This is a genomic window from Pseudomonas sp. MD330_10 (assembly GCF_042610415.1).
GTDB lineage: Bacteria > Pseudomonadota > Gammaproteobacteria > Pseudomonadales > Pseudomonadaceae > Aquipseudomonas > Aquipseudomonas rhodesiae.
In genome coordinates this window covers 103,256-128,533 of the sequence record NZ_JBHGZU010000002.1, presented here as the reverse complement: position 1 = coordinate 128,533, position 25,278 = coordinate 103,256, and the positions used below count along the sequence as shown (strand labels likewise).

Sequence of the window (25,278 nt, the reverse complement as noted above, 5' to 3'; positions counted from 1 at the left end):
CTTTGAGACGGTGGGGGAGTTGCAGCTCCCCGGTATGCCGTCTGTGTTGGGTATCAGTGCGCGTATCGACGCGGTTTGTTTTGTTTGGCCGCTTCACGCTCGGCCATGAAGGCAGCCCATTCCGCCGTTTTGCTCTGCTGGCGGATGCGGCTACAGGCTTGGTGCTTGCGGGTGGAGCGCGCCTTGCCGCAAATGTCGCAGCGGCTGGGCAGGTCAAGCCGGTGGCTTGCCATGGTTGGGCGTTCGCGTTCAGGGCTTGGCTGTTTGGGCATTTCTTGCCTCCCGGGCGGCTTCGTACTCGCTGGCCAGAATCTCAACCGCGCCGACGATCCAGCCGTTCGTTGGCTTGCTTGCTGCGATGGCGGCCAGGTGTTCCGCTTCATTGATTTGAAAGCCCAGGTGGAAATAGGCGGTGCCGTCGAGTTCAAACTTGATTCCGCCGCTCATCAGGACGCTGCCCGTGTTCACTCCCAACAGCCCCCAATATTTGTGGGTGCTGAGGCGTTGTGGGCAGTGCTCTTTCCACAAACCAATGAGGCGCTCGTGCTCAGACCGAATTGCTGCTCGATCTTCCTTGGATAAGCCCTTGCCAGGCTTGGCAGCGGTGCGCAGTGAGCGGTAGCCATGGTCATCAGGGCGGCACCAGTGCACGTCCAGCTCAGTACCGCCTGTAAGTTTCACTCCACCAGCAAAGTGGGAAGTGAGGTCCCGCATTGGTGCGACTTTGCCGCCGAAGTGCACACCCAGAGCCATCAATAGAGCGTTGAAAGCGTCTTTCTGGACGTAAAAGCTCCGAACAATGGCGACGGTTGCTGGCTCGTGGGACCTGTAGAAAAAGTCGGCCATGATCACTGTCCTCCCATAAGCATGCGGGTCAGTTCGTTGGGCTGACCTTCCGGAGTGAGCTTGGTCAGCGGCAGAGTGGTGCGGTGGCCGTTGCCTATCCGAACTACTGCGAGGAGACCATTGATCTCGACTATCACGCCCTTTCGGGCACTGAGCCTGTAGCCCGTGCCCTGGGCTCTAAGTGCCGTGTAGCTGACCTTGTCGCCGACAGCCAGCACGGTTGTGGTAGCCTCTACGGTGCCGCCTTTGGGTTGATTCACTTGCATGGTGCTTCTCCTTTGGGTGGTCGGTGTCGGGGGGTTGCAGCCCCTCGGCACCACCTTCTTACTGGCTTTCGCCGATTGGGTTTTGCTTGCGCACCAGGTGCACCAGCAGGTTTTCAAGCTCGACAACTTCATCTGTCTCGGATTGCCACTCCAGAACTGCCTGGATCTGATCCCGGCTGCACTCCAGCACCAGGATCTCTTTATCGCTTACCGCACGAACATCCAGGATCGCGACTAGGCCGGCTGGGTCGTAGGCTTCGGCGTGAACAATTTTTCCCGATTCTTTAAACCAGTCCTTCAGCTCTTTCAGGTGCCGGAGGCGGTTGGTTTCCCCCTCTTTGCCTTCCCCTGTGATGACTTGTACGTGCATGGTGCTTCTCCTTTGGGTGGTAGCAGACGTTGCAGCGCCTGACGGGTAAAACCGGTGGTGTGTCAGGCCTGGAAGTGCCAGCACTTCACAATGGGTTGTTTCGTGACGACGGCGTTGGTTTTGGTGGCGTGGTAAGCGCGTACAGCGCTGTCGGTCGCCTTGTTTACGTCCAATAGCTTGTGGGAGCGGGAGTCCTTCAGGCGTTCGCGCAGCTCACCGACGTCGGCGATTTTTTGCCGGTTCTCTGCCGCACATTTCACGAAGTCGTTGAGGTTGATGGCGATGACGTGGTCTTTTTTGCTGTGGTTGACCACCGGGCCTTCGGCGTCGAGGCCTTCCAGGTACTCGTAAACCTCCCAGAATTCAGCCACCACCGGATGGTCAGAGCTGATCGAGGCCTGACGCTCTATCGCCATGCGGATGATCTGCGAGCGGGTGTGCTCGACCTGTGCGTCAGTGAGCGGCACCACCATGCGCAGGCAGTCGAGCAGCGCGAGCATCTGGGCGTGGTTCTTGTTGATCCGCTCCACGCGAATGTAGCCACGTAGCTTGTTGCCGCAGTGGTTACAGTCGCTGTGTTCGTCCTTGAATCGGGTATCACAAGCGAAGCAATGGGAGTGCAGGTTGCGCAGCTTTGCCTCATAGCCCGGTATCCGCTGGCCGAAAAGCTCCATTACCTCCAGCTCTTTGCGCACGGCCTGCAAAACAAAGTTGCTGAGTGTCGAACCGTCCAGCGCATTGAGCCGATCCGCCGCCGCACGGCTTTCAGGCGTCACGTTCGGTCGCACAAAGTGCAGTTTGACGATCCGGGTCATGATCGCCTCAGAAGCCACCACTGGGGCGTTCTGGCTGATGGCAATGGTGCCGCGAAACGGAGGTTCGTAGGTTTCGTTACCAGCGGTTTTAACGCCCTTGGTTGCCAGGGTGCCGCCGCCGAAGTAGTCCTTGAGTTCGTCCCATTCGAAGGTTTTAGCGTGGGCCTTATCGTCGCCGCTGCGGTCTGACTCCAGCAACACGATGGGCATGCCGGATACCTGGCCCATCAAGCGGCTGCGGCCGGCCTTGGTGGATTTGGAGGGGTCGAACCCTTCGTAACCATCACGGCCCGCGAGTTTCCAGAGCAGTGTGAGCAAAGTGGTCTTGCCGGCGCCGGCCTCGCCCGTGGCTTCAAGGAACGGAAACGACTGGTACCGGCCACGGATCTGCTCGGCGAACAGGGAGCCAAACCAGAAGGTCAGCGCCACGACGCCCTGGGCGCCGAAGCACTGCCAGAGAAGGGCAAGCCACTGCGGATCGTATTTTTTGCTGTCTTTCTCCAGATCGATCTTGACCCCCTTTTGCAGGGTTTTGAGCTTGAGCTTGCCCATTTCGAAGAATTCTTCTTCGTTGATATTGATGACCTGGCCTTCGCGGATGGCGACGTCGTTAAACACGTAGCAGTGGTATTCCTTGCTGTAGCCCACGTAGTCGATGGTCTGAACGGTTTTGATCCCAAAAAGCTGGTCTTTCATAAGTTTGTCCAACTGCTGTCCACTGCCGGTGAACACGGCTCCGGCACCCATGCCGAGAAGTCTTTTTTTGAATTCGCTGGCGGCGGCGACCTGGCCGCCGGTAAAGGTGTTTTTCACTGAGCCGCCGTCGTGGGGAAAGTCGACACGGAAGAAGTACCAGGACTCGTCGGTAATCTCGTTGCGCTGGAAATAGAGGGCTCTGGGGTAGCAGTTGGCGATCTCGACGACACAGCCGGACATGCGCAGGGCTTTCTCTCTGATGGCCTTATCGTTCAGGATTTGGTCTTCCTGCTTGTCGCTACCTTCCAGTGCCTGTTTGGCGCTGTTGAACTTGGAGATGTCCAACTTCCACCAGTACAGCCGGGAGTCGAAACAGAAGTGAAATTCTTCCCGCTCGCGCCATTGGTACATGAGCAGGGCCTTGTCACTGGCGCTCTCTGCAATCAGCAGGGCACCGTGGTGCTTGGCTTCTGCCAAATCTTTGTCGATGCGATGGGCACGCGCTTCGTCGTCGTCCATAAACGCCCAGCGCTGGTGCAAGTCGTTCCAGTCAACTTTGCGGGCGTCCGGTTGCGGAACCTGTGCGGCTTCGCAGGTGAAACCGAGTTCGCGGGCACGTTTCACCCAAGTTCGTGTGTACTTATGAGCACCCGGCTCGTTGTCCAGAGCCCAGATCAACTTAGGTGTTTTGCCGCCGCGAGCGGTGATCAGCGTCTTCAGTGACTCCTCTGGAAAGGCATTTGAAGACAAGGCTGCAACTGCAGATAGGCCGTTGTGAATGAGCGCGATGGCGTCGAAGATGCCTTCAACGATCCACAACTCATTGACTTCAAGCAGATCCAGGCAGGGAGGGCACCACCAGTGCCCCTTGTAGCTCTTGAGGGGCTGGAAGCGGGCCTTTTTCTTGCCAAAGCGCGAAGGCTGGTCAATCAGGCGTTCCCAGTACCCGCCGTGTTCTAGGGGAAAGCGGACGGTGGCAGAGCCGATTTCTAGCTCCCGATCAAAGTAGCTTTCCTGGGTATACCAACCCTCAACCAGTTCAGTGCGAAAGCCCCGCGCAAACGATAGATACGCCTTGGCACTGGCGGCTGGCTCGTCACGGGAGGCAGGTGCGCGTTTGCTCCAGTCGTCAAACAGGTCGGGGTACAGCTCTTTTGTCGGAGCCATGTACTTACAGTTTTGTTCACGGCCACAGCGAATGAACCAAGGTTCGTCATGGCGAGAAAACAGGCGTTTCTGGTTGCACTGCGGACAAGTGCCCTTGCGCATGTAATGCGTGCCCTTCATGTGCTGAAGGCCGTAGTCAGATTCCAGGCGTTGAATAACATCAGCGCGGATCTGGTGTTCCATGGGCTTGCGATTCACTGCGCGTTCCCCGTGGCGGGGACGAGCTGCTTTTTCAGCTCGGTGCGTGTCTTGCAGATGCCGGCCAGGTAAGGCAAGTCCTCAAGCACCTTCGGCGCCCGCTGGCCGCTTGGCACATTCCGGTAGCGGTCGGAGTACCAAATATCAGCCATGGTGACTTCGTACTGACTGGTCAGCCACAGCAGGTAGTGCTGCGCCTGCTGTTCGTCCAGCTCCAGTTTTATGGTGATTTTGCTCATTTCGGCCACCAGTAAGTTGCAGTTTCCCCTTACCCACGCGGTGCGGGCATACAGGAGGGGGAGGTTGGGGTTTAGTGCGGGAGGTTGTGATTCAGCAGATGCGTGGGAAGCAATCGTGCTGACACAGGGCGTCGCTGTTGGGTGCAGGTGTCCAGTAGCCAGATAACCGGGCGGTATGGGCCGCTGTTGGGGTAGATCCCGAGCCAGGCAATGCGGTTGCACGTCATGCTTTCGAACTCGGCCACGGCCAATTCAGCAATGCGTTGCACCAGGTGTGGCGGTACTTCCAATGACAGCGTCAGGTATCGGGCGCAGTTATCCAGCAGTTGGGTGTCACCGGCCAGGTGTTGGGAACGGTGGCGGTACAGATAGGCCACGGCCGCTTGCTGTATCGCTACGCGGTAGTCGCTGGTGGGGTTGGCGGTCAAGTTGATGGCGTTCATACGGATGCAGTCTCCACGTCCAGTTGGTCCAGCAAATCGGGTTGGTTGGTATCGGCACGGCTGTCGCGTATCGCCTTTTGGCGCGCCACATATGGGGCGATTGGGACTATGGTCAGCGGTCGCTCAACACCCGACGGACTGAGCTGAAAATCTATGGTTTGGCTACCGGTAAACGTTGCCCCGCACACGACGTTCATGCACTGGTAGTACAAAGAGCGGAAACATGGCGTCTGCCCCTCAGACGTCCGAATGCGCAGCGGGCCGTAGCAGGCAGGGCAAACCAGCTTGTAAGTGCTCAATGCTTTTGCCCCCGGCCGTGCAGCATGATCGTTGCCAGAACCTCGGAGTGGCGCGCCGCCTGGTATTGGCTATGAGCGCTCAGAATGGCCTCAGCCTCGTCCTGCTCAATGACCCCGTCGTCCAATGCCTTGGCGATGATCTGGTCGACTACACCGCGCTTGGCGGCAGCGTTTACTGACCGGCTGTATAGGTCGACGTTGTCGAGCGTTTCAGGTTTGGCCAGGGGCACAAACATGCCTCCGTACATGGCTGCAATGTATTCAGGCAGATGTGTAGTGCCGGCGTCCTGCTCCAGCATGTGGATCTGCTCATCACTCAAAGGCCGGCTGCCGGCGTTTTCGTAGATGTGGTTATCGAACTTTTTGAGTTCGTAACCGAGGCGCGCCGAAGCGCATTCACGGCCACCTTTGTAGTCGTTGATGACAGCGCTCATGACTTGCCGCTTGGTCGCTAGAACTGGGCGTTTCATTTTCTGGTTTCCCCTTGGAGCCAGAGGCCCTAGTTTGTGATCTGGCCGTCTTTGATACCGAGCAGCACAGCTGCTCGATGTGCTTCCCCACGACGGCCCTTCTTACGGCCGTTCAGCAGGTCGCTGACCAGATTTTTGTTCAACCCATGCTGGCGGCTAAATTCGGCAATGCTTTTACCCTCGCGATCAAGAACCGCGCGGGCTTGCTCGGGGGTCTGTAGGGCATGCATAGTGTTCGTCCGTGTTTAATCGTGTTCGACGACAAGGATTCTTGGTCAGATTTCTGCTCAAGTCAACTTATTTTGATCAAAAAAATGCTCATTTCTTTAGGGGTAGGCGAGCGCCTGAGAGAGGAACGCGAGCGGCTGGGTAAAAATCAGACCGACTTTGGTGTTTCCGCAGGGGTGAGTCGTGGGACTCAAAAGGCCTATGAACTTGAGACCAGTTCCCCCGATGTACGCTATCTCTCTGGGCTCCAAGAGCTTGGAGTTGATGTGCATTACGTGCTGACCGGTTCTCGGGTTGACACAGATCTCAACAACCTCAGCGATGTCGAGGTGGCGGTATTGGGGCATCTTCGGCAAATGGCTGAAGCAGACCGTAATGTCCTATTACGTACCGCATCGGCATTTGCGGGTGCAGCCAGTTTGGAGGGGGCGAACGGGCACAACTAAGCAAGGTGCAGTTGGAGACAGGAAATAACATGCCGACCAAGAGGGTCGGTTTTTTTCGTGTAATAGAAAGGAGCTATTTAAATGGCGCTGAAGCCTTGTAAGTCTTGTAAGCACACCGTGGATACCACGGCAAAAATCTGCCCAAGCTGTGGCGTTAAAAACCCTGGTGTTACGGCAGGGCAGCAGGTGTTCGGACTTGTGATTCTCCTGGTCATCATCGCTGTGACATTTTCAATGTGTTCGGGTGGCGGCAAGGAAAAAGCCGTTGAGAAGGCTGCACAAAGCGCTGCTTTGCCGTCTTACTCAATTACCAAAGACGATTATCGAGAGGGCAGGCCTCGAAAAGTTGAGGTCATGCTGCCCCAGCGTCTGAGTGACGCAGAGCTTGCCGAAGTAGCCAAAGCTGTTCGCGCTGATACCAATGTTAAGGCCGAAAAAACCTTCATCGGATTCCGGGTGGAAGGGCAGATCGACAAAGCATATTGGGCCAACGCTAGTTTCGATCCTGACTACAGAGCGTCTCTCATCGGTACTAGCGCTCAGGACTACCAAACCCTGAAAACGATGGACCTCAAGGCCTACCCGGACATGATTGGTAGTTGGTTGCAGGATGGGGCGCTGGGCCATGTGATGGTGTTGTACAAGCGGGATGGTAAGTACTTCATTGACTCTGTGTTCCCCAGCGGTGGCAAAAACACAGAGACCTTCACCGCCAAAAAGCTCCCTGATGGCGGATTGCGTCTGGAAGATCCTGAGCAAGACTTTGGCGAGTACTACGTTGTCGACGCGAAGGGCAATTTGCAAGGGTGGGGCGAGAACGGTATGTACATGACGTTGCAACCCCACAAGTCCGAGCTGTAACAGAGGTTCACAGTTTTTTTGATCGTGGGCTGATGACACACCAACTTTGTGATGAACATCCGTTGTTCTCCGGGAGACCTTAACGGTGCCGTGTTGGCACCGGGCTCCCGTTGCATGTGAAAGGAGTAATCGCATGATGGGGAACAATAGCGTCTCGAACAATCAGTCGTCAGTCGTAAATTCGGACTGCCTGAGTGAGCAAGAAGTCATGTTGTTGGCGCTGTTTCGGGCCATAAGTGTCCAGCGGCAAAATGATGTGATGCGACTTTTGGAAGTGTTCTTGCAAGCTCCTGAATAGTGCCCACGGACCCCGGCCGAGTGCCGGGGTTTAAGCCAACTTGTCGGCTTGTGCCTTTTTCCACTCCCGATCCACAGCCCGCTTGGCCGTCTTCTCACTGGCATACAACCACCTTAAGCGTCTCGGCTTTGCCTGATCGCCCGCCGTTATCGTCTTCTCCTTACCGCTTTTTTCATCCCGGTAGTACGCAATGATCCCCGTGTAATCCCCTGCGTTGTCCTCTGCCAGATCCTCCACATTGTCCTCGGGCAACTTGCTCTCCAGCTCCAGGCTCACGGTATAGCCTCCGTCAGCAGTGAGGCTGTGTTGCACATTCCCGCCGTACCAGATGATCTCGTCGATTTCCGCCTTCACGCCCTGGAGCGTGTAGGTCAATTCGGGAATCAGGTCCGGCCGGCCCATGGCGAGGGTATAGCTGAGGGTGGCGCTGCCGCGTTGTAGGCGCCGGAATTCGGCACGGGCAGCACGCAGGGCTGATTGTTGGTCGCTGTAGGTGTGGCGCAGGTCTTTGAGGTTGTCGCCGCCGCCGGCAATGGCTTCCTGTTTCTTTGCACTGTTGACGTCGTAGTAATAGGCGCGCACGCCGTCGTAGCTGTCGCGGTCGGCTTGCAGGTAGCGATGCTGGTCACCGTCGATGCGGGTCAGGGTGATGTGTGGCAGATCCAGGCCGCTGGCGGTCTTGCCGCCACCGGCCGGCAGGCATAGCAGGCAGCCGGCTTTGACGCTGGCTACCGCGTCGAATTCTTCGCCCAGGCGGCTGATCAGGTTGGCGTCGGACTCGTTGGCCTGGTCGAGCTGCAGGATGGGCAACCCGTCCAGGGTGCCGGCAATGGTGGCGGTGAGGTTGTTGCCCATGGCGATATCGCCCAGGACCTCGCCGAGGGTGGTGTTGCTCCAGCTGCGTTCGCGTTTGGTCTTCAGGCCCTTGCGCAGGTCCGCCGAGCGGGCGCGGATGCTCAGGACGTCCGGCGCGCCGCTGTGTTCGGTTTCGTCGACGGTGTAGGTGCCTTTGTCTACCAGGCCTGTGTCACTCCAACCCAGCCACAGCCGCAACACTGCGCCTTTGGGCGGGATGGTCAGCAGGCCGTCGTGGTCGCTGAGGGTGATCGTGAGTTGATCGGCCTCGACGCCGCGGTTGTCGGTCAGCTCCATGCTCATCAGCCGCGGGCTGATCTTCTGGGCGATATCGAGGCCGTCCACGGACAGACGGAACGCCGGCACCGGGTAGGCCGCGTCGCGGATGAAGCGCTGTGCGGTCTCCTTGAGGTAGCCGGTGACCTTGGACAGAGCGGCCTCGATCACAGCAGCCCCCGCAGGATGTTGACACCGATGTTGGTGGCAGCGCCGAGCAGATCGATACGGTCATCGTCGGTGCGTTTAAGGCTCAGGGTGAACTCAATGCGCCGTGGCGTGCCGTTGCTGAAGAAAATGGTTTTGGTTTCGCTGAGACTTTCGATCACCCACAGGCCGTAGATCCGGCCACTGCCTTCGACCATGGGCCAGGCCTTGCCGGTGTTTGCCATCAGGCGCAGGGCGTCCAGGCTGAGGGCACTGCCGGCCAGCTCCGGGAAAATGATGCCGGGGAGGGTGATGGAGTCGTCACCACGGCCAACGAACTGCCGCGCAGGAGCGGCGCCGACGCGGTTGTTGCTGGCGTGGCGCCAATCAGTTTGGCGCTGCAGCTCCTGGTAAGCGGCGGTGGAGAGGCTGAACACGAACATGCCGAGGGCACACATCATGGTGATTATTCCCGGTCAGAAAGTTTGCTGCGCTGACGCGCCTTTTTTTCGTTTTCGATCTTGTTGAGCATGGCGCGCAGGCTCTTTTCTAGGTTTTGCAGGTCCATGCTTGGCGACGCTGGCAGGGTGATTTGATACACGTCATGGCTGTCGTACGTGGTCGCTGCCGGTGAACTGCTGATGGGCGGGCGGTCATCCACGGCCAGCGCCGGCAGAGCGGTGGCGCTCAGGGCCAGGGTGCCGGCCGCTGTGAGTTGCTTGCCCATGCTACTCAGTGCGTCGAGCGGGCCTTTCTGTCCGCCCTCCAGACCTTTGGTAAGGCCCGCCATGGTGAACCCTCCCAACTCGGCGAACACCCGCGACGGGCTGTGGATGCCGAGCTTTTCCTTGAACCAACCGATGCTGGCGTCGCCGATTGAACTGATGGCAGTTTTGACGCTGCCCAGTCCGGCCAGTAGCCCGTTGACCAGGCCATTGACGATCATGTTGCCGAACTCGGTAAAGCGGCTGGGCAAGTCCACGCCCAGGTAACTCAGCACGCCGGCGAAGGCCTGGTAAATCAGGCCGATGGGGCTGAAGTTGGCCAGGGTGTTGATGATGCCGACGATCCCACCGCTGAAGCCTGCTTTGATCTCCGTCCAGGCGCTGGCGAAGTAGTTCTTCACCGCGTCCCAGTTGGTGTAGATCAGGTAGGCGCCTGCGGCCAGGGCGGCGACAACGGCGGCGATGACCAGGACAATCGGGTTGGCCGAAAGCCCCCATAGCGCGATGCCGACGGTGCGCAGGGCGGTCACAAGTGGGCCTATCAGAATGCCGCCCAGCGTGCGCAGGACTGTGCCAAAAACTTTGAAGATCCCGATGATGCCTGGCAGTTTGATACCGAACATTGCCAGGCCGAAACGCAGCATCAGGAACGGCCCGAGAATGCCCGCGAGCGTTAGGGCGAGACCGCCGAACACTGCGGACAGTACAGCCACGCTGGCGACAATCTTCAACAGGGATGCGGTTAGGACGGGGTTTTCCTTGACCCATCCATTGACTTTGTCCAGCACACCGCCGATTGCATCCATGACATCGACCATCGTGGCCCGTACCGCTCCGCCTGCGCCGCTCTTGGTGTTGAACAGCTTGTTCTGTAACACCTGCCAACGACCTTCGATAGCGTCGGCGCGGATGTCCATTTCTTTTTGCATGGAGCCGTTGGCCGCAGCGTCATTCACCAGTGTGAGTTGGCGCCGCAGTTCTTCCAGGTTGTTGACCAACTTGCCTGCGTCCTTGCCGAACTCTTTACCGAATAGCCGTGTGGATGCTTCAGTTTGCTGCTCCGGAGACAGCTTTTTGATGCGTTCAAGTACGCCCATCATCGTGCCCATGGCGTCTTTGGTCATGCCGGTCTGCACAGCTTTTGAGTCGAGACCGACCATTGCCATGCCTTCTTGGAACTTTTTGCCCTGCATGGTGGCGATAGCCAGCTCACGCACCATTGCCCGGGAGGCGCTGGCGGCGACCTCGGGCGCAGAGCCCAGGGACAAGAACGTACTCCCCAGCGCTGCTGCCTTGCGGTAGTCGAGTTTGTCGGCCACGTCGCTCATACGAGTCAACGTCTCGATGATGTCGCCACCCTTGGAGCGGGTGTTGTCGTCCAGGTAGTTGAGTGCGTCACCCAGCTCGGCGATGTTCTTGATCGGCACTTTGTACAAACCGGCGATCCGGCCCATGTCTTCGCCGACCTGTTCGGCGGGCAAATCGAAGGCCACGGCTGCGGTCGCCGAAACCTTTGCCATGGTCAGGAGGTTTTCTTTGCCCTGGATACCGGCCCGGGCCTGGGCTTCGACCAGGGCGGCAAATTCGGTCGTGGCGATGGGCATTTCGTTGCTGGCCGCTTTGATCGCGTCTGCAAATTCGTAGTAGGTGCTGGTGAGTTTGCCGTTGTCGTCCCGCGCGCCGTCCACCTGTTTGGCGACGCCCATCATGGCGCTTTCGAAGTCGACGTATTCCTTGACCACGCCGATGACTGGGCGGCTGGCCGCGTAGGCCACACCCAGGCTGGCACCACCTGCGACAGCCGCGCTGCCGGCGAACTGCTGCCCCTTGTCATACGCACTGCGGGCCGTCGCTGCGCGCTTGTGCTGGGCGGTCAGCTCGGCCATCCGCTTACCCTGCGCGCTGATGCTGGCGTTGGTGGCGCTGATTTGCTCGCGCAGCTGGCGTTCGTGTGTGCCCAGGTTCTTGGTGCTGATCCCCGCGTCATACAGTCGTGAGCGCAGCCCCTGGAGCTGCTCGCTCTGCTGTTGGTGCTGCTGTTTCAGGCGCTGGGCCTCGCGCACGGCCGTTCGAAAATCCTTCGCCATTGCCCTGGTCGGCACGCCGGTCGCGGCAAACTGCTGGCTGAGGGCTTTGACTTTGGCCTGCGCTGCATTCAACGCCTCGTTGGTCTGCTCGACAGCTGCACGCTGCGACCGCCAGGCGGTGACGTCTTTCTGCTGGGTGTTGAGTTCCTTCAGGCGGTCGCGGGCAGCCTTGAGCGCGCGGGCGGTCTCCAGGCTGCCGTTGTTGATTTGCTTCAGCGGGCGGGTGGCTTTGTCGATGGCACTGAGCAGCACCTGAAGTTTCAGATCATTTGCCATCGGTGGAGCTCCGCACCCTGGCACGCTCGCGCCAGTCCATCAGGTCTTGCAGGCGCAACTGATCCATATCAGCCGGTGCCCAGTGAAAAACCACGGCCAGATCGGCCATGGCGTCCTCTACGCGACGAGGGATGCATCCGTCTTCGCCGACTTCTGCAACAAAAAACCGCTGATCTTGCTGCTGAGGGCGAGCAGATCGGCCGGGTCCATGCCGGAGACCTCAATAGCGGTGAGGGTTGGGCTGCTGATGCGCGGTACGACCTTGATCAGGCTGGCGACGTCCATTTGCAGCAGTTCCACCAGGCTCACGCCGCGCAGCTCGCCCGAGCTGGGTTTGCGCAAGGTGATGCTGTCGATGGTGGTGACGCCGCGACGGATCGGGGAGTCGAGGACGACGGTGTTTTCGTCGGCCAGTGGCTGGACGTCGGGTTGTTCGGTGGCTGCTGGTTTCATTGGAAAAGCTCCTGGTGATGAACGTGTGGGGTTGTCGATCGAGGGCGGGGATCAGACCCCGATGGCCTTGCGCTGTTTCTCCAGCATGTCCTTGCCACCGACATTCTCGATGAAGTTGAGCAGGTCGATTTCGATGATTTCTTCGTTGTCGACTGTCAGCTTGTAGTAGGTGCAGGTGGTGGTGATGGAATGCTCGGTGTCCTCGCCTGGCTGCGCGTCACCCATTTCGATGGTTTCGTGACGGCCGCGCACCACGATTTCCACGGCGCTGACTTCGCCAGTGTCGTCCTGCTCATAGGCGCCGGAAAAGCGCAGGGCCACACCCGAGGCGTTGACTGCGCCGAACTGTTTGAGGCTGATCAGATCGAGGCCGCCGGTTTTCCATTCCAACTGGATGCCGTCATCGGAAAAGCCCAGGTCTGCCTTGACCGGGCCGTTCATGCCGCCGCCGCGATAGGCTTCCATCTTGCGGCCGAGGGCGGGCAAGGTGACGGACTTCACCAAGCCACGGTAGATGTTGGCGTCGTTGAACAACATGAGGTTTTTGAGCTTGTGGGGCAGGGCCATGGCGGTGTTCTCCGGGGGTATGGCACAGGGTTAACTCCCCTTGCGGGGAGGCCCGGTTTAGCTGTTGATCTGGCTGGCGAACTGCATCAGGTAACGGTCGGTGATGCGCTGGCGAAGCGTGAGGTCTTCCAGGGGCGGCACTGGGGTGTAGTCGTAGTCCAGGGTCAGCTTGCCGGCCTTGAGGGTGTCCTTGTCGTTGATGTCTTCGGCGTACCAGCAACTGCCGCCGATCAGGTAGCCCTGGGCAATCAGCTCGCGGAACTTGGCGTTGATACCTTCGATGATGTCCCGCACCAGGGAGGCGTGCATGGGCTTGTCGACCGCCCACATGTGCGCCTCGGCCATGGTGTCGGCGAGGATCTGCGCGGTACGGGTGTAGTTTTCGAAGGCGAACAGCGGATCGTCGCTGCACGTACGGCTGCCCCAGAAGCGGAAGCCGCCCTCGTTGATCAGCGTGGTGACTTCGTTGCTGTTGAGGTAGTTGGCATCGGTGGCCGGGTTTTGCAGATCCCAGAACACGTCGGCGCTGATGCCGGTCACGCCATTGACGGCGACGTTGGACAGGGTCTTGTGCCAGCCGGTTTCCTGATCGATCTTGGCCCGCAGGCCCAGGGCGCGCGCCACTGCCGAGGCGGTGACGGTCGCATTGGTGACGGTGCTCCAGTGCTGGAACTCCGGCCAGATCACCATAAGCTCACGGGCGCCGAAGTTTTCGCGGTAGGCGACCACCTCTTCCTTGGTTTTGCAGTCCCAAGCACTGACGTAGGCGAAGGCGCGCAGGTCCTTGGCAATCGATACCAATGCAGTGGCTACCGGCTGGCTGTCGAGGCCTGGCACGCCGAGAATGCGCGGAGTCATGCCCACACGGGCTTTGGCAGCGAGCAAGGCTTTCATGCCGGTGTACTTGCCATCGGCGGTGGTGGTGCCGATCAGGGCGCTGGTGGTGGCGGCTTCGTCGGCGCCTTCCTTGACCCGCACCACGATGGTGTAGGGCTTGGTCTGGTCGGCGATGGCTTGCAGGCTGCTCGCCAGGGTGCCTTTGACACCGGCTTTGGCAATGGCGCTTTGCACATTGGTCAGCAGGACTGGGGTGTCCAGCGGAAACATCAGGGGGTCTGCATCCTCAGCCGTGCAAACCAGGCCGATGACTGCGGTGGAGATGGTGCGAATGGGGCGGGTGCCGTCGTTGAGTTCGATGACCCGCACGCCGTGGAGATAGTCTGAACCGGCCATGGGTGGTTGCCTGCGCTGTGATGGAATGACAGTGCACAGGCTGCCGCGCGCGCGCCGGTTGGGCTAGCGCGGCGGGTTGTAGAGGGGCGGTATACAAATACGCTTGGGTCACGCCGGAGCGACGGGCCACTCGATGCTTTGGGGATACCCTTGTTGGGTCTGCACGCGACTCAGCGCGATACGGTACATTTTCCACGCTGACAACGAATGCAACTCCGATTGGGTGGCTGCTCCCAGGTCGGCTGCATCTTGAAGCGGGGCTATCGTGAAGTCAGCGGCCTTGCGTAGACGGTTGGATTCATCTACCGCCTCCGCCAAAGGATCAGGTTTTGAAACTTCGGCCTCGACGTAATCAGTGACAACAGCCCCTCCTTCGATTTTGACCAGCACTCGATCATAAACATCTGGCGTTACATCTTTCGTGACATGGTACGGCGCCCCGCCAAAAGCGATAACGTATGTACCGTCCGCACGTCGTTGGATGTTTTCAATCTTAGGCAGATACGCGTCCGGATTTTCTTGCTCGATTAAATCGCTAACTTTCGCAATCATTATTGGACTCTCCATGCAAAGCCTATAGAGGTGGCGTGACCTAATTGTGTGCCGCCAGGCACCAGTCCGGCAGTGCTGCCGGCGATGAGAGTGCCGGTGTTATTGAAGGTTAAAACCTGATAGGCCCACGTCCCACCCGCAGGAAGCATTGCTCCGCCTGTTAGCGAAATCCACTGACCGGCAACAGGCTTCATGAAGCTCGCGGCGGTATGGCAAGGCGAGCCCGCAGACAAAACCTCTCCAGCCGATATGGTTGCTGCGCCGCCTGCAGCGGTTAACACAGATAGCGTGCTTGTCCCGTTTGCATGGCCCAGCAATACGCCGCTGTCCGGGCAAAGAAGCCTAAGCAAGGTCAAAGAGTTACCAGCGATATCGGTGTTTATGCTCAGCGCAGGGGCAGACAAGCTCTGCCCCGAGACCACGTAGATTGATCCGGCGATGGTGCCGCCCGACTTATCAAGTTTTCCACCGAGCGCTGAATTCACCTCTGTTCGTGTGTACGCGTCTGTAATGCCATAGCCGCCGAGTGTTGTAGCTTTATTAGCCTTTCCGCTGGTGGCAGAGTTAATTGCTGAGTCCGTCTGGCCTTTGGTGTATGCGTCTGAAATTCCGTATCCGACAAGTGTTGTTGCTTTATCAGCCTTTCCGCTGGTTGCAGAGTTAATTGCTGAGTCCGTCTGGCTCTTGGTGTATGCGTCTGAAATTCCATATCCGACGAGTGTTGTTGCTTTATCAGCCTTTCCGCTGATGGCAGAGTTGATCGCTGAGTCAGTCTGAGTTTTGGTGTAGGCGTCGGAAATTCCATACCCACCAAGAGTTGTTGCCTTATCGGCTTTGGTACTTGGAGTAAAGTTAGCATCCGTCCATAGCTCAGCTAGGCCTGTCCAGCCCCCTTGGGCATTAACGGATCGTATCGCGGCAGAAGCTTTCGCAGCGCCTTGACGGATTGCTAACTGCGCCGAGTTACTGGCACCGTAAGGCAGATTAAGTACGCTTGCGTATTGGACAAACGTGTTATCGCTTTCCCCGAAAAAGTAAAAGCCACCAGGCCGGCCTATAACATCACTTGCTGACTCAATGAGATCCGTGGCCCCTAATCCATACTGGCCCTTTTTGATGGCATCGGTAATTTCGTATCCATCCAGGGTGGTCGGGTTACTTCCAGAGGTGACAATCCCTCTCGAGCTAATAGTGACTTTTCGATAGCTGCCAGCGGGCTTATTTGCTGGCACCACAGCATCTATGGATAGATCAACGTATTCCCGAGTTGCCAAAACAACTGCAGGATCAATCTTCAACACAATGTTGGCGATGCTGGAAACGATCAGGTTCATTCGAATGATCTGCGTTCGTCCAGACCCCTGGCCTAGTAACGGCTTGAACGTCGGGGCGCAGTTGGCGACAGCCACAAGATCGCCGTCTTGGTCATACAGTCCGATTTCCCGAATCCAGAACCCGCCCACGGTTTCCGGGATGACCTGCTCGGCAATGATGATACCGGGGTTCTTCGGGTCGGGTTTGAGCTGGTTGAGCGGAGCTTTACGGCGCTCGTTGATCAGCTTGGTTTGCAGGCGGTCGGGGAACGGGTCTGTGCCGTTGGCATCACCCACGCCCATCTGCGCGAACGTCCACGGGATGCCCAGGGCGTCCGCGTTTGCCTGCTTGGCCTCGCCGACGGCCGTGAGAATGGCTTGAAACTGGCTGTTCTGGTCGATCATGGGAGGATGTCCATCGTATCAATGTGATGTTCGCGACCGCCCAGGCGCAGATAGCCGCTGACTTCGATGTCGCGTTGGGTCGGTGGGTAAACGCTGAGTTCATCGCCTTCGCTGACGCAGGCGCCGATATAGAAACTGCCGGTGGTTTCCAGGCTGATGGCCAGGCCGGTGAGGTGACGGCTACGGGGTTTGGCGTCATCGATCAGGAAGGTCAGTTCCTGATACATCTCTTCGGTGATACCGGTCTCCAGCACCCCGACCTTGAGCTTGAAGGTGCCCGGTACGCCGGCCGGCACGTCCTGCCACCACTCAATAATCTCGATCAGATAGCCCAGGGGCTCGACCACGCGCCGCAGCGCGCCGATGGTGCCTTTACGCGAATGGATGTAGTACGCGGCACGGATGGCTGCGCGCTTGGTCGATTCCGACCAGGTGCTGTCCCAGCGGTCGACCGAAAATGACCAGGCCAAGTACGGCAACACAGCGAGCGGGCACAGGTCCGGGTTCCACAGCAGACGAATCGGGATAGGCACTCGCTGGATCTGCGCCAGTGCCACGGCCGCGTCACGCTCCAACTGCGTCGAGTTGCTGGGTAGCAGGTGCTGGGCGCCCATCACTCCACCCCAACCGACAATTGAATATCGGTACAAAACGGCGCCTGGTAAGGCGTGGCGGCAATATCGATCCAGCTCTCCAGCTCGACCTTACGCACGCCTTCGACGTGCAGCGCGGCGTGGATCGCTGATTCTGAGACTTCCATGCCCAACCGGCGGCGCTGGTGGACGTAGTCCTTCAGGCGTTGTTCGGCAGCCGCCCGGGCAGGCTCAGTTTCTGGGCCGCTGGTTTTCAGGTAGAGCTTGGCCTTGACCTGGTAGCGCAGGATCTGCGCGGCCTGGACGGTGAGGCGGTCGGCGACGGGGCGTCGGTCATCATCGCTGAGATAGGCGTTAACCACGGCCAGCAGCCCAGGCTCTGCGCTTCCGTCGGCCAGCATGCCCTGGACGGTCACCACGACCACGGCCGGGGAAGGGCTTTCCGCCGTGGCGTCGGCAACACGGCCATCAGCAGCGCGGGCGTGGAAGATGTAGCTGTTGCGCGGGCCGGCAGTGCTGAGGCCTTCCCAGGCCATCTGCGTGCGTTCGCGCAGGCTGTCGTCATCTTCCATGACGCGCGCCACGGGCGGGGATGCTGATGCATTGCCCTCCTGAATCACCAGGCGCTTGACGTTGAAGTTGGAGGCCAGGTTGTCGAGGTCGGAGCCTTTGGCAAAGGGCAGCAGATTGGCGATTGCTGCTTCGTTGACGCGCTGACGCCAGATCGTCTCGCGGTAAGCGTTCTCTTGCAGCAGCTTGGTCAGTGGTTCCGACTCAAGCTCAAGGCGGGCGGCGATTTTTGGCTGTTCCTCTGCCGGCCACAGGCTGATGGCGTAGGCCTTGCGCTCGGCAAGGATCTGCTCGTAGTCGATCTGCTCGACGATCTGCGGCGCGGGTAACAAGCTGAGGTCGATGGCGGCGAACGTGTTCATACACTGGCCCCCAGTTGCAGCGGCAGACTCATACTCAACGGCTCATTGGTGTCGACCAGGGTGCCTTCCAGATCCAGAACCGATTGGCCTTGCAGATTGGCGCCAAGGAACTGCACCCGGTTCAGGCTGATACGCGGTTCCCAGCGCATCAACGCCATGACCGTGGCCGCGTACACGCGCAGGCGGGTGGCATCGTTGAAGGGATGGTCCACCAGCTCGGGCAGCAGGCTGCCGTATTCGCGGCGCATGACGCGGGTGCCGATGCGGGTGGTGAGGATGTCGGCAATTGACTGAGTGATGTGGTCCAGATCGCCGATGGCGCCGCCGGTTTCTCGGTTCATTCTGGTTTCCCCGTCTTCGCGCCGCCGACCAACACGCCGCCGTGCGGGTGTTCCACCAGGCTGATGCCGGCCGCGACCACGTCTTCGGAGACGGTTACGAGGCCGACCACGTTCTGGTTGCCGGTTTGGTTGTAGTCGCCCTGGTGATTGATGGGGCCGATGATGTTGATGCCGCCCTTGCTGACCAAGCTGGTGGTGCCGCTGTCGGGCAGGGTGGCGTTCAGGTGATGGGCGACGCTGTCGTATTCGATCACCGTGCCGTCGGCGTAGGTGCGACGGTGCAGGCCTGGGCGGTCGCCGTTGGCGGGGATGTGATCGCTGGGTAAGCCGGTGATGACGACGCCATTGGCGAGTTGGCCGGACGGGCTGATCAGGATGACCTGTTCGTCGATGGTGGGCGGGTCCCACTCACGGTCGGCCCCCGCACGCAGGGCCAGCCAGGGCAGCCAGGCGGTGGTCAATTCGCCAGTCTTTACCTTCACGCGCGGGGGCACCATCTGGACTTCGGCGATGACGCCGAGGCGGATGAGGTTTTCGAGCATGCGGGAGAGGGCGGCGAAATTGTTCATGGCGCCGATGGTGGCGCCACGCGTGCGCGGGTGCAGCTTCGCTGCCTTGTAGGGAGGGGCTTTACAGTGTCAGGTGCGCGAGCAAACTGTCACGGATCACATCAAGATCCGCCTCGGTGAATCCCAGCACTTCACGTTGTTCGTATTGCACGTCGGGAGCGCCACGCTCTGCGCGGTCCTTCAAACCGTATTGGTGAACCCTGGCAATACGGGCGATTCGCCCGGTAAAGCCCACTGAAATGGCCTTGCTGTCGCCTCGGGCCTTGAGATAGGTGGCGTTCTTCAGCTTCTTGAACATTTCCAACTTGCGGCGGATATGCCCCTGCTTACCACGCAGATTGCGCTGTTTACGGGGGGCAAACTTGCTGCCGTCCGGGTTCTGCTGGGCAGTAACCCGTTTTTGTTGGCTGCGGCGCAGCTCCTGGCCGATGCTGCGGGCTAGTTGATTGCGTGCCCCAGGCTCAAGCCGTTCCAGCAGCGTCGCTGCCCAGGTCTCGAGGGCTTCCAGATCATTTGCCATTGGGCAAAAACCATTCGCTGGTGTTGCCCTGGGCTCCAGGCTTCCAGTTCGGGTCGAGGTAGCCCGCTACACGCTGTGGCTCGTTTGGGTGCTTGACGGTGGTGTTGCCCTGGTCATCTTGGCCGACGATCACTTTTTCCGTGAGCGGCAGGGTAATGCTGAGGTCCACCAGGTCTTTGTTGAGAATTTCAGCCTCAAATTGGAAGCCGTTCTTCACTTTATCGAGGTTGTCGAGCAGCTCGGATTGGTTGACGCTGAGCCAGCCAAGCAGCGGGAGCATTACGCTATCAGGGTGTCCAGCGAACTCTGTGAGGATGATCTGCAGTTCGAAGCTGTACTCAAAAGAGAGGCTTGGCGCAGAGGTGCAGCGAACTTTGCCGTTGTTGATAAAGATCAGCAGCCGGTCGGGGTTGTGCTTGAACTCGGCGACGGTGGCCAGGAGGTGGGCGCGCAGGCTTTCGGGCTTGTTCATGGAGCGGCCTGCTGATGCTGATAAACCATATCGACCTGCGCCGCACAGTCCGCCCAGGCGGCTTCGACGCGGTCCTGATCGGTGAGCTGGTCGCCATTATTGCGTGGGCTGGTCGCCGGCAACTGGCACGGCACCACGGCCGGACAACCACTGACGATAAGCGTCGGCGCCGGTAAGGGCGGGGCGCTCCCGCAACCGGCGAGCAGCATCAGGCAAAGGCTGAGTAGCCCAGGTGCGTAGTTCGGCATTTTCACGTTTCAGTTCCTCTATGGTTCGCTCGCGCTTTGCCAGGCCTTGGCGCAACTGATCCTGCTGAGTGCGCAGGGCGCTCTGGGCGTCTCGCTCCTGCTTCAGGGTGTTCGTGAGCGTGTTGGCGGTGGTGAGGTTGCGGTCAGCGTCTGCGCGGGCGGTCATGGCCGCCGCCTTTGCCAGCTCTGTGTTGCCCTCGGCGCTGTTGATGCGCTGTTGTTGACCCCAGATCAGCAGCGCCAGGGCGCCGAGCAGGGCAATGCCGTACAGGGCCTGGCGCAGGGTGCTCATGCGCGGTACCAGCCGAGCTTATTCATGGCTTCGGTATCGAGTTGTTTAATAGGTCCGCGAACGATCACGGCCTTGGCACCGTTCATCAACTGAATGGCCTCGGCCAGCACCTGCATATCGTCCTGTTCGGTGGATTCCGGCACCACCAGCAGATCGCCGTCCTGCACTCGCAGTTTTTGCACAGCTTCGAAGTCGATCATGCCGCTACCCCTTGCCCGCAACCGCAGTCGGCGTGCCGTTCGTAGGCGCGCTGTAGCTTCACGTCGTAGAGGTTTCGCTGATAGTCCGGGCCGTTGTAGAGCTTGGCGAATTCGGCCCATTTGCGGGCTTTTAGCGCCTTGTGCAACACAGGGTCGGTTTCAATGAAGCGGGTGAAGGCGTCGAACTGTTGCGATTCGCCGGCACTCATGGCCGCCACGAAGTCCTGCACGCTGGTGTAGCCCAGGCGCTGCCAATGGAAGCCCATGATCTGGAATGCCCCCCAGGATGCAGATTCAAGGGCGGCGGTGTCGTCGATCAGGCGGGCCATGGCCAGGCGCTGGTGTTCGGCGGTACCGCCGGAGTATCCGCCCGACTTTGGGTTGACCAGGGCGGGATTGACGGCGGCGAGCTGGTCGGCGTGGCGTTTGAGTTCGGCCGGGTCATCGCCTTCGTGCCGCACCTTGGCGAGTTGGCGGTACATGACATGCCGTTCGAACAGGATCACTGGCTTGCCGTTTTCGAGGAAGCCCTTGCCCTTGGATTCCACCTCGTTGATGGCGTAGATGCTTGCCAGCGGCACGCCGAGGCGTTCGGCGGCAGCGGTCAAGTCGTTGTTGCGCAGCAGCTTGGTGCAGTCACCACCGGCCAGGCTGGTTTGGGTCTTATTGCCGGCCACGCCATCAGCTACCAGGCCGACCTTGAGCTGATAGGCACGGACAGCAGCTTCGGTGTCGTCTCCGTAGCTGCCGTCCACGTCCAGCTTGGCGCCGTGGTTGTTGAGGTTTTTTTGCAGTGTGCGGACGGCCTGTGAGCGGTCGCCGTGGCGTAGGGTGGTGGTCATGCGCTGGGCCTCAACAGGGCGGCGACGTTGCCGCGAGAACGGAATATCAGGGTGCAGAGCAGCACGATGGAGACGGCTTGCCAGAGGCTGGTGGGCTGGCGGTACAGGAGGATTTCCAGACCGCAGATGCACAGCGCGGATCCAAACAGGCTGGCGAGTAGCGAGATGCTGCGCCGGTACCGCGCAGCGCCTCGGGTGTAGCAGGCCAGGCGCAAGGCGCTGAGTAGATAGGCCACGGCCGTGATCAACTGCACGATCAATTCGATGTTTGGCATGTCAGCTGCCCCCTCTGATGCGGCGGACGATTTCCCAAAAGTCAGCTTTCTCAACCCAGACCATGAGCTTGATGCTGATGGGGATGATCACCAGGGCGCAGCCGAACGCGGCGCCGCCGCTGGTGATAAATGGCAGGGCTTGCAGCGCCATGGGGGCAAAGAGGTAGCCCACACCGGCCGACAGGAACAGAGAGCCCAGGCGCTGCCAGACCTTGAGGTCGTGCTTGGTACTGGTCACCAGCCAAGCGCCGAGGATCGCGCCGAACAACGCTTCCCCGTCGATGATGGGCGTGATGGTTGCCAGGCCCAGGCCCATGAGCAGGCCAGTCACGGCGCTGGAAGTCGGATCAGCCATGGTGTGGGTTTCCTTGGTTACAGGGGATCAGTCCCATAGCTGCACCATCTGCCGCTGCGGGGCGCTGGCTTGGGCTTCGGGCATGTTGACGACAAGGCCTTGCGGCAGGATTGGGCCGTGATCGGCCAGGCCGGGGTTGGCTTCAAGGACGGCTTCGGTGACGCCTGCGGTGCGGCCGTAGAAACGCCAGCACAGGACGTCAACCGTGTCGTTTTGATTGGTACGGACGGCAACGGTCATTGCTCGCCCTCGGGCTCTGCTGGTGTTATCGGGCTGGCGTACTCAAAAACACCGTCGGGCGCCACGTACGCGCCAGGGGATGCACCTGTTTCGACTACTCTGAAAATCGCCAGACCAAGCGGGTGCATGATTTCTCGGTTGATGCGTTCGTGCAGTCCGAGGCGGCTGATTTCATTCCAGTCGATGACTTTCATATCGCTCATCAGATCAACTCCACAGTGGTGCGGGTTCGCCCGAGGAAGTCGCGCACGGCCCAGCGCAGATCGCGGCGGTAGTCGTCGATGGTGGGGGTGACTTCTTCGGCCTTCTGGCTGCCAGCATTGGTGGCGCTGTAATCGCGGTAACGCTCGCAGACTTCGGCGCCGGTAGCGGCTTCGATGGCGCGCCGATAGAGGTGGGCCTTTACCGACACGTCATTGATGCGATCACCGGGTACGTCGGCCAGCGTGGCGTGGCCGGCCGCTTGTTGGGTCGCCCGCCATTCGGCCAGCTCGCGGTTCAGGTTGATGGCGGCAGAAATAACGGCGGTTTCCAGGCGGGCCGGGGTGACGCTGGAGTCGATGCGCAGGGTGGCGCGCAGATGGTCCAGGTCAATCGACGGCCAGAATGGGTCGGTGTTTATATGGCCGCCTGCTACGGAGCCACTGGCTACGAATGCACTCACTGGGACGGGCCTCTGCGATCTGCGCGGGAAACTTCGCGCAGGATCTGCTGCCTGGTGAATTCGGGGTGTTGTGTACAGAGAAGGCCCATTGCCCGCGTCGCGTTGCGATTCACAAGGCTGAGTTCGCGCCCGTTGGCCGGCATGATGGCGCCGTGCTTGATGGGGCCGGTGCAAACGGTGCGGTCGTAAGCCTCTGTCTCGGCAACGTACTGTTCTGCCGCAGCTGACAGGCGCCGTTCGGATTCCGTAGGAGTGAAATCACTCTGATAGAGGTTGGCAAAGGCAGTGTTCATGACTGCTCCGATAGGTCGCCGGTGGTCGGGGCTTCACGTTCAGGAGGAGCGGCCTGGCCGATCCGCCCCGAGCCGGCGGGGTGCGTGGGGACGCTCGGTTAGCTGCTCGGTGCAGCGTGTTTCTTGAGGAGGCGTTCGACGCGCTCCAAATCCTTTTTGCCGCCGCAGTTGCTGTGCAGGTCGATGGCTTTGCTCAGATGAGCCTTTGCCAGTACCAGAAAACCAATGTCAGTTTGCGTGAGGTCTTCATTCGGAACCTTTGCAGCGTTTTCCTTACCGATTGCCAGGTGCAGCTTGGCGCGGGCTTGGTCGGGCATGTCTTGTTCGGCGGTGATGCGAGCGGCTTGTTCTAGAATCCACAACGGGAAGCCTTCGCCAGCTTTCTGCGCTTTGAGCGCGGCCTCGGCGATTTCCTCGGCGATCAAGGTGCCGGTTGTGCGTTCGAAGCGGTCCGGCATTTTCAGACCGTGCTTGATGACGTATTCGGCGATTTGCAACGCACCGGGATAGCCACCAGCATCAATGCACCAGAGCATGATGGTGGTGAGCACTTCGTCTTGGGCGCCGTTTCCGGCATCCAACACACCTTGCACATAGGGCTCGTACTCGGGGATCAGGAGCGCTTTGAGTTCGGCTTTACCTTGGTTGGACTGCACCTGCTTGAGACGCGCGCGGTGCTGGGCCAACTGGGCAAGTTGGTGCTCATAGGCGGTGGCGCCTTCCATTGAAGTGGCCGGCGCAGTTGCGGCGGACTCAATGGCTGCGCGCTTGCGCAGCTGGTTGCGTTGGGCAGGTGTCTGGTGCATGGCGCGCCTCTTAAGCCTCAGTCGGTGCTGGGTAGTTGACGGCGGTGATGCCTTCCACAAGGGCGACCAAGCCAAAGTCTTCGATGACGTAGGCTTCGTTCGAGGACTGGTAGTCGGCGATACGATCCAGCTCGGGTTCGTCTTTCAGGTGACGACGACGGGCACCGTTCTGGTAGTAGATAGAAAGGTTGCTGAGGGTAGTGATCAGCACCGTGTTATCCGGGAAGAACGGGGCGTCCACCACTGGCAGGCCACCCAAACGGGCGCGGCTGACGATCTCTTGAGCGGCGTTCTCTTCCTGGTTGGAGTCAGCACCCTTTTCCACGGCTGCCAGCAGTTTGCTGTGCATCAGGTTGCGCGAAACCATGACGCGCAGATCCGGGCGGTTGCGGTGCCATGGGTCGAGCATCTGGATGGCGTCGAATACCAGGCCGTCGAGGTTGGCGTAATCACCCTCGAATACGGTGTCTACCCCCGCAACCTTGATGACTTTGCGGGGGCCGATGGTGGCGGCGTCGAGCACGCGGTCATCGGCGCTAAGGCGGATCTTTTGCAGCCAACCGATGTTGACGTCTTGCAACAGAGGGTTGGCGGCCCGGTTGGTGGTTGCAGCGGCGCTGGTACCGTTGAAACCGATCATGATGCGGTCCAGGGCCTGGCGCAGGATGATCGCGTTGCTCAGCTTGACTTGGAAGTCAGGGAACTTGGCCCAGGCATCCAGCAGGGCGTAGGGGAACGCGCTGTCGAAGTTGGTCTGCTTGCAGACGTAGGCGTCTTTGCTCAGTGAGCTTCTGCCCAGCGGGCTGCGGGGAGTGCCACCGGAGGTGTCCGTGCGGCTTGCAACCGGGCCATTGACACCCAGCAGCAGGGCCTCGCCTGACTGCTCGTCGACGCCAATGATGTTGATCTGTTTCAGGAAACCATCAGATTCCTGCACCGCAACTTCCAGTTTTTGCTGAATGCTGGGATCAACACTGAATTTCTCGTGGGCACTGGCTACGCCATTGAGCAGGGCGATCTGCACGGCCAGGGCGGCAAAGGCGAAGCGTGTTTCTTTACGCATGGGGGTGTTCTCCGGTGAAAAGGCTTGTCGGTGTTGGGCCGT

General features: G+C 59.7%; 38 protein-coding genes and 1 pseudogene. 2 read left to right on the top strand and 37 right to left on the bottom strand.

The window, feature by feature from the left end; translation table 11 throughout:
* Positions 1-53 precede the first annotated feature (53 nt).
* The 10 genes from ACFZPT_RS03675 to ACFZPT_RS03630 all read right to left on the bottom strand — a co-directional run bounded on the left by ACFZPT_RS03675 (position 54) and on the right by ACFZPT_RS03630 (position 6,039).
* Positions 54-272, bottom strand: a complete 219-nt coding sequence (locus ACFZPT_RS03675; RefSeq protein WP_070994619.1) for a hypothetical protein — start codon at positions 270-272, stop codon at positions 54-56.
* A complete protein-coding gene (locus tag ACFZPT_RS03670; protein WP_379554969.1) occupies positions 250-846 on the bottom strand; it encodes a hypothetical protein in 597 nt (198 codons plus the stop codon). The genes ACFZPT_RS03675 and ACFZPT_RS03670 overlap by 23 nt, the downstream gene beginning before the upstream one ends.
* Positions 847-848: 2 nt before the next feature.
* Positions 849-1,112 (bottom strand): hypothetical protein, encoded by a 264-nt coding sequence (locus tag ACFZPT_RS03665; RefSeq protein WP_070994617.1) that lies wholly within the window; start codon positions 1,110-1,112, stop codon positions 849-851.
* 58 nt (positions 1,113-1,170) lie between these two features.
* Complete coding sequence (locus tag ACFZPT_RS03660) at positions 1,171-1,482, bottom strand: hypothetical protein (protein WP_070994616.1); 312 nt, start codon at positions 1,480-1,482, stop codon at positions 1,171-1,173.
* A 62-nt stretch (positions 1,483-1,544) separates the two neighbouring features.
* Positions 1,545-4,343: a toprim domain-containing protein gene (locus ACFZPT_RS03655; RefSeq protein WP_379554968.1), complete on the bottom strand. Its 2,799-nt coding sequence runs from the start codon at positions 4,341-4,343 to the stop codon at positions 1,545-1,547.
* Positions 4,344-4,354: 11 nt separating this feature from the next.
* Positions 4,355-4,597 carry a hypothetical protein gene (locus ACFZPT_RS03650; protein WP_070994614.1) on the bottom strand — a complete coding sequence of 81 codons (243 nt, stop codon included), beginning with the start codon at positions 4,595-4,597 and terminating at the stop codon, positions 4,355-4,357.
* Between the two features lie 71 nt (positions 4,598-4,668).
* The gene (locus ACFZPT_RS03645) at positions 4,669-5,040 is read right to left on the bottom strand and encodes a hypothetical protein (RefSeq protein ID WP_379554967.1); all 372 of its coding nucleotides are present in this window, start codon (positions 5,038-5,040) and stop codon (positions 4,669-4,671) included.
* Positions 5,037-5,339 (bottom strand): ogr/Delta-like zinc finger family protein, encoded by a 303-nt coding sequence (locus ACFZPT_RS03640; RefSeq protein ID WP_071610006.1) that lies wholly within the window; start codon positions 5,337-5,339, stop codon positions 5,037-5,039. The genes ACFZPT_RS03645 and ACFZPT_RS03640 overlap by 4 nt, the downstream gene beginning before the upstream one ends.
* Complete coding sequence (locus tag ACFZPT_RS03635; RefSeq protein WP_070994612.1) at positions 5,336-5,809, bottom strand: YmfL family putative regulatory protein; 474 nt, start codon at positions 5,807-5,809, stop codon at positions 5,336-5,338. Before ACFZPT_RS03635 ends, ACFZPT_RS03640 begins: the two co-directional genes overlap by 4 nt.
* A 29-nt stretch (positions 5,810-5,838) precedes the next feature.
* The gene (locus tag ACFZPT_RS03630) at positions 5,839-6,039 is read right to left on the bottom strand and encodes a DNA-binding protein (protein WP_017477234.1); all 201 of its coding nucleotides are present in this window, start codon (positions 6,037-6,039) and stop codon (positions 5,839-5,841) included.
* A 21-nt stretch (positions 6,040-6,060) separates the two neighbouring features.
* On the opposite strand from ACFZPT_RS03630, the gene ACFZPT_RS03625 reads away from it, so the two are divergent.
* Positions 6,061-6,483 carry an XRE family transcriptional regulator gene (locus ACFZPT_RS03625; protein WP_256324280.1) on the top strand — a complete coding sequence of 141 codons (423 nt, stop codon included), beginning with the start codon at positions 6,061-6,063 and terminating at the stop codon, positions 6,481-6,483.
* Positions 6,484-6,564: 81 nt separating this feature from the next.
* Entirely contained in the window at positions 6,565-7,344 is a 780-nt protein-coding gene (locus ACFZPT_RS03620; protein ID WP_379554966.1) for a zinc ribbon domain-containing protein, read from the top strand.
* Between the two features lie 328 nt (positions 7,345-7,672).
* On the opposite strand, the gene ACFZPT_RS03615 is transcribed toward ACFZPT_RS03620, so the two are convergent.
* The 27 genes and pseudogenes from ACFZPT_RS03615 to ACFZPT_RS03485 all read right to left on the bottom strand — a co-directional run bounded on the left by ACFZPT_RS03615 (position 7,673) and on the right by ACFZPT_RS03485 (position 25,236).
* Entirely contained in the window at positions 7,673-8,944 is a 1,272-nt protein-coding gene (locus tag ACFZPT_RS03615) for a phage late control D family protein (RefSeq protein ID WP_379554965.1), read from the bottom strand.
* Positions 8,941-9,381 (bottom strand): phage tail protein, encoded by a 441-nt coding sequence (locus ACFZPT_RS03610; RefSeq protein WP_029293881.1) that lies wholly within the window; start codon positions 9,379-9,381, stop codon positions 8,941-8,943. The genes ACFZPT_RS03615 and ACFZPT_RS03610 overlap by 4 nt, the downstream gene beginning before the upstream one ends.
* Positions 9,382-9,386: 5 nt before the next feature.
* Complete coding sequence (locus tag ACFZPT_RS03605; RefSeq protein WP_379554964.1) at positions 9,387-12,008, bottom strand: phage tail tape measure protein; 2,622 nt, start codon at positions 12,006-12,008, stop codon at positions 9,387-9,389.
* Entirely contained in the window at positions 11,998-12,117 is a 120-nt protein-coding gene (locus tag ACFZPT_RS03600; protein ID WP_379554963.1) for a GpE family phage tail protein, read from the bottom strand. Before ACFZPT_RS03600 ends, ACFZPT_RS03605 begins: the two co-directional genes overlap by 11 nt.
* Positions 12,118-12,125: 8 nt before the next feature.
* On the bottom strand, positions 12,126-12,461 hold the full coding sequence (locus tag ACFZPT_RS03595; protein ID WP_379554962.1) for a phage tail assembly protein: 336 nt from the start codon (positions 12,459-12,461) through the stop codon (positions 12,126-12,128).
* Positions 12,462-12,512: 51 nt separating this feature from the next.
* Complete coding sequence (locus tag ACFZPT_RS03590) at positions 12,513-13,028, bottom strand: phage major tail tube protein (RefSeq protein ID WP_379554961.1); 516 nt, start codon at positions 13,026-13,028, stop codon at positions 12,513-12,515.
* Between the two features lie 57 nt (positions 13,029-13,085).
* A complete protein-coding gene (locus ACFZPT_RS03585) occupies positions 13,086-14,261 on the bottom strand; it encodes a phage tail sheath protein (RefSeq protein WP_379554960.1) in 1,176 nt (391 codons plus the stop codon).
* A 108-nt stretch (positions 14,262-14,369) separates the two neighbouring features.
* On the bottom strand, positions 14,370-14,813 hold the full coding sequence (locus ACFZPT_RS03580) for a tail fiber assembly protein (RefSeq protein WP_379554959.1): 444 nt from the start codon (positions 14,811-14,813) through the stop codon (positions 14,370-14,372).
* Complete coding sequence (locus ACFZPT_RS03575) at positions 14,813-16,531, bottom strand: phage tail protein (RefSeq protein ID WP_379554958.1); 1,719 nt, start codon at positions 16,529-16,531, stop codon at positions 14,813-14,815. Before ACFZPT_RS03575 ends, ACFZPT_RS03580 begins: the two co-directional genes overlap by 1 nt.
* Positions 16,528-17,145 carry a phage tail protein I gene (locus ACFZPT_RS03570; protein ID WP_379554957.1) on the bottom strand — a complete coding sequence of 206 codons (618 nt, stop codon included), beginning with the start codon at positions 17,143-17,145 and terminating at the stop codon, positions 16,528-16,530. Before ACFZPT_RS03570 ends, ACFZPT_RS03575 begins: the two co-directional genes overlap by 4 nt.
* On the bottom strand, positions 17,145-18,056 hold the full coding sequence (locus ACFZPT_RS03565; RefSeq protein WP_379554956.1) for a baseplate J/gp47 family protein: 912 nt from the start codon (positions 18,054-18,056) through the stop codon (positions 17,145-17,147). Before ACFZPT_RS03565 ends, ACFZPT_RS03570 begins: the two co-directional genes overlap by 1 nt.
* Complete coding sequence (locus ACFZPT_RS03560; protein WP_379554955.1) at positions 18,053-18,397, bottom strand: GPW/gp25 family protein; 345 nt, start codon at positions 18,395-18,397, stop codon at positions 18,053-18,055. The genes ACFZPT_RS03565 and ACFZPT_RS03560 overlap by 4 nt, the downstream gene beginning before the upstream one ends.
* Entirely contained in the window at positions 18,394-18,966 is a 573-nt protein-coding gene (locus ACFZPT_RS03555) for a phage baseplate assembly protein V (RefSeq protein ID WP_379554954.1), read from the bottom strand. Before ACFZPT_RS03555 ends, ACFZPT_RS03560 begins: the two co-directional genes overlap by 4 nt.
* A 61-nt stretch (positions 18,967-19,027) precedes the next feature.
* Positions 19,028-19,486, bottom strand: coding sequence for a phage virion morphogenesis protein (locus ACFZPT_RS03550; RefSeq protein ID WP_379554953.1), 459 nt, complete (start codon positions 19,484-19,486; stop codon positions 19,028-19,030).
* A complete protein-coding gene (locus tag ACFZPT_RS03545) occupies positions 19,476-19,958 on the bottom strand; it encodes a phage tail protein (protein WP_379554952.1) in 483 nt (160 codons plus the stop codon). The genes ACFZPT_RS03550 and ACFZPT_RS03545 overlap by 11 nt, the downstream gene beginning before the upstream one ends.
* A pseudogene (gene lysC, locus ACFZPT_RS03540) lies at positions 19,955-20,140 on the bottom strand (Rz1-like lysis system protein LysC); the annotation flags it as partial. The pseudogene lysC and the gene ACFZPT_RS03545, both read right to left, overlap by 4 nt.
* Positions 20,055-20,498 carry an Rz-like lysis system protein LysB gene (lysB, locus tag ACFZPT_RS03535; protein WP_379554951.1) on the bottom strand — a complete coding sequence of 148 codons (444 nt, stop codon included), beginning with the start codon at positions 20,496-20,498 and terminating at the stop codon, positions 20,055-20,057. The pseudogene lysC and the gene lysB, both read right to left, overlap by 86 nt.
* Positions 20,495-20,698: a hypothetical protein gene (locus ACFZPT_RS03530; protein ID WP_379554950.1), complete on the bottom strand. Its 204-nt coding sequence runs from the start codon at positions 20,696-20,698 to the stop codon at positions 20,495-20,497. The genes lysB and ACFZPT_RS03530 overlap by 4 nt, the downstream gene beginning before the upstream one ends.
* Positions 20,695-21,540: an N-acetylmuramidase domain-containing protein gene (locus tag ACFZPT_RS03525; RefSeq protein WP_379554949.1), complete on the bottom strand. Its 846-nt coding sequence runs from the start codon at positions 21,538-21,540 to the stop codon at positions 20,695-20,697. Before ACFZPT_RS03525 ends, ACFZPT_RS03530 begins: the two co-directional genes overlap by 4 nt.
* Positions 21,537-21,815, bottom strand: coding sequence for a phage holin family protein (locus tag ACFZPT_RS03520; protein ID WP_070994594.1), 279 nt, complete (start codon positions 21,813-21,815; stop codon positions 21,537-21,539). The genes ACFZPT_RS03525 and ACFZPT_RS03520 overlap by 4 nt, the downstream gene beginning before the upstream one ends.
* 1 nt (position 21,816) lies before the next feature.
* The gene (locus tag ACFZPT_RS03515; RefSeq protein ID WP_070994593.1) at positions 21,817-22,170 is read right to left on the bottom strand and encodes a putative holin; all 354 of its coding nucleotides are present in this window, start codon (positions 22,168-22,170) and stop codon (positions 21,817-21,819) included.
* A gap of 27 nt (positions 22,171-22,197) precedes the next feature.
* Positions 22,198-22,410: a tail protein X gene (locus ACFZPT_RS03510; RefSeq protein WP_379554948.1), complete on the bottom strand. Its 213-nt coding sequence runs from the start codon at positions 22,408-22,410 to the stop codon at positions 22,198-22,200.
* Positions 22,407-22,613: a hypothetical protein gene (locus ACFZPT_RS03505; protein ID WP_379554947.1), complete on the bottom strand. Its 207-nt coding sequence runs from the start codon at positions 22,611-22,613 to the stop codon at positions 22,407-22,409. Before ACFZPT_RS03505 ends, ACFZPT_RS03510 begins: the two co-directional genes overlap by 4 nt.
* The gene (locus ACFZPT_RS03500; RefSeq protein ID WP_379554946.1) at positions 22,613-23,074 is read right to left on the bottom strand and encodes a head completion/stabilization protein; all 462 of its coding nucleotides are present in this window, start codon (positions 23,072-23,074) and stop codon (positions 22,613-22,615) included. Before ACFZPT_RS03500 ends, ACFZPT_RS03505 begins: the two co-directional genes overlap by 1 nt.
* The gene (locus ACFZPT_RS03495; protein WP_379554945.1) at positions 23,071-23,367 is read right to left on the bottom strand and encodes a hypothetical protein; all 297 of its coding nucleotides are present in this window, start codon (positions 23,365-23,367) and stop codon (positions 23,071-23,073) included. Before ACFZPT_RS03495 ends, ACFZPT_RS03500 begins: the two co-directional genes overlap by 4 nt.
* A 98-nt stretch (positions 23,368-23,465) precedes the next feature.
* On the bottom strand, positions 23,466-24,173 hold the full coding sequence (gene gpM / locus ACFZPT_RS03490) for a phage terminase small subunit (RefSeq protein ID WP_273866564.1): 708 nt from the start codon (positions 24,171-24,173) through the stop codon (positions 23,466-23,468).
* Between the two features lie 10 nt (positions 24,174-24,183).
* Entirely contained in the window at positions 24,184-25,236 is a 1,053-nt protein-coding gene (locus ACFZPT_RS03485) for a phage major capsid protein, P2 family (protein ID WP_379554944.1), read from the bottom strand.
* Positions 25,237-25,278 lie beyond the last annotated feature (42 nt).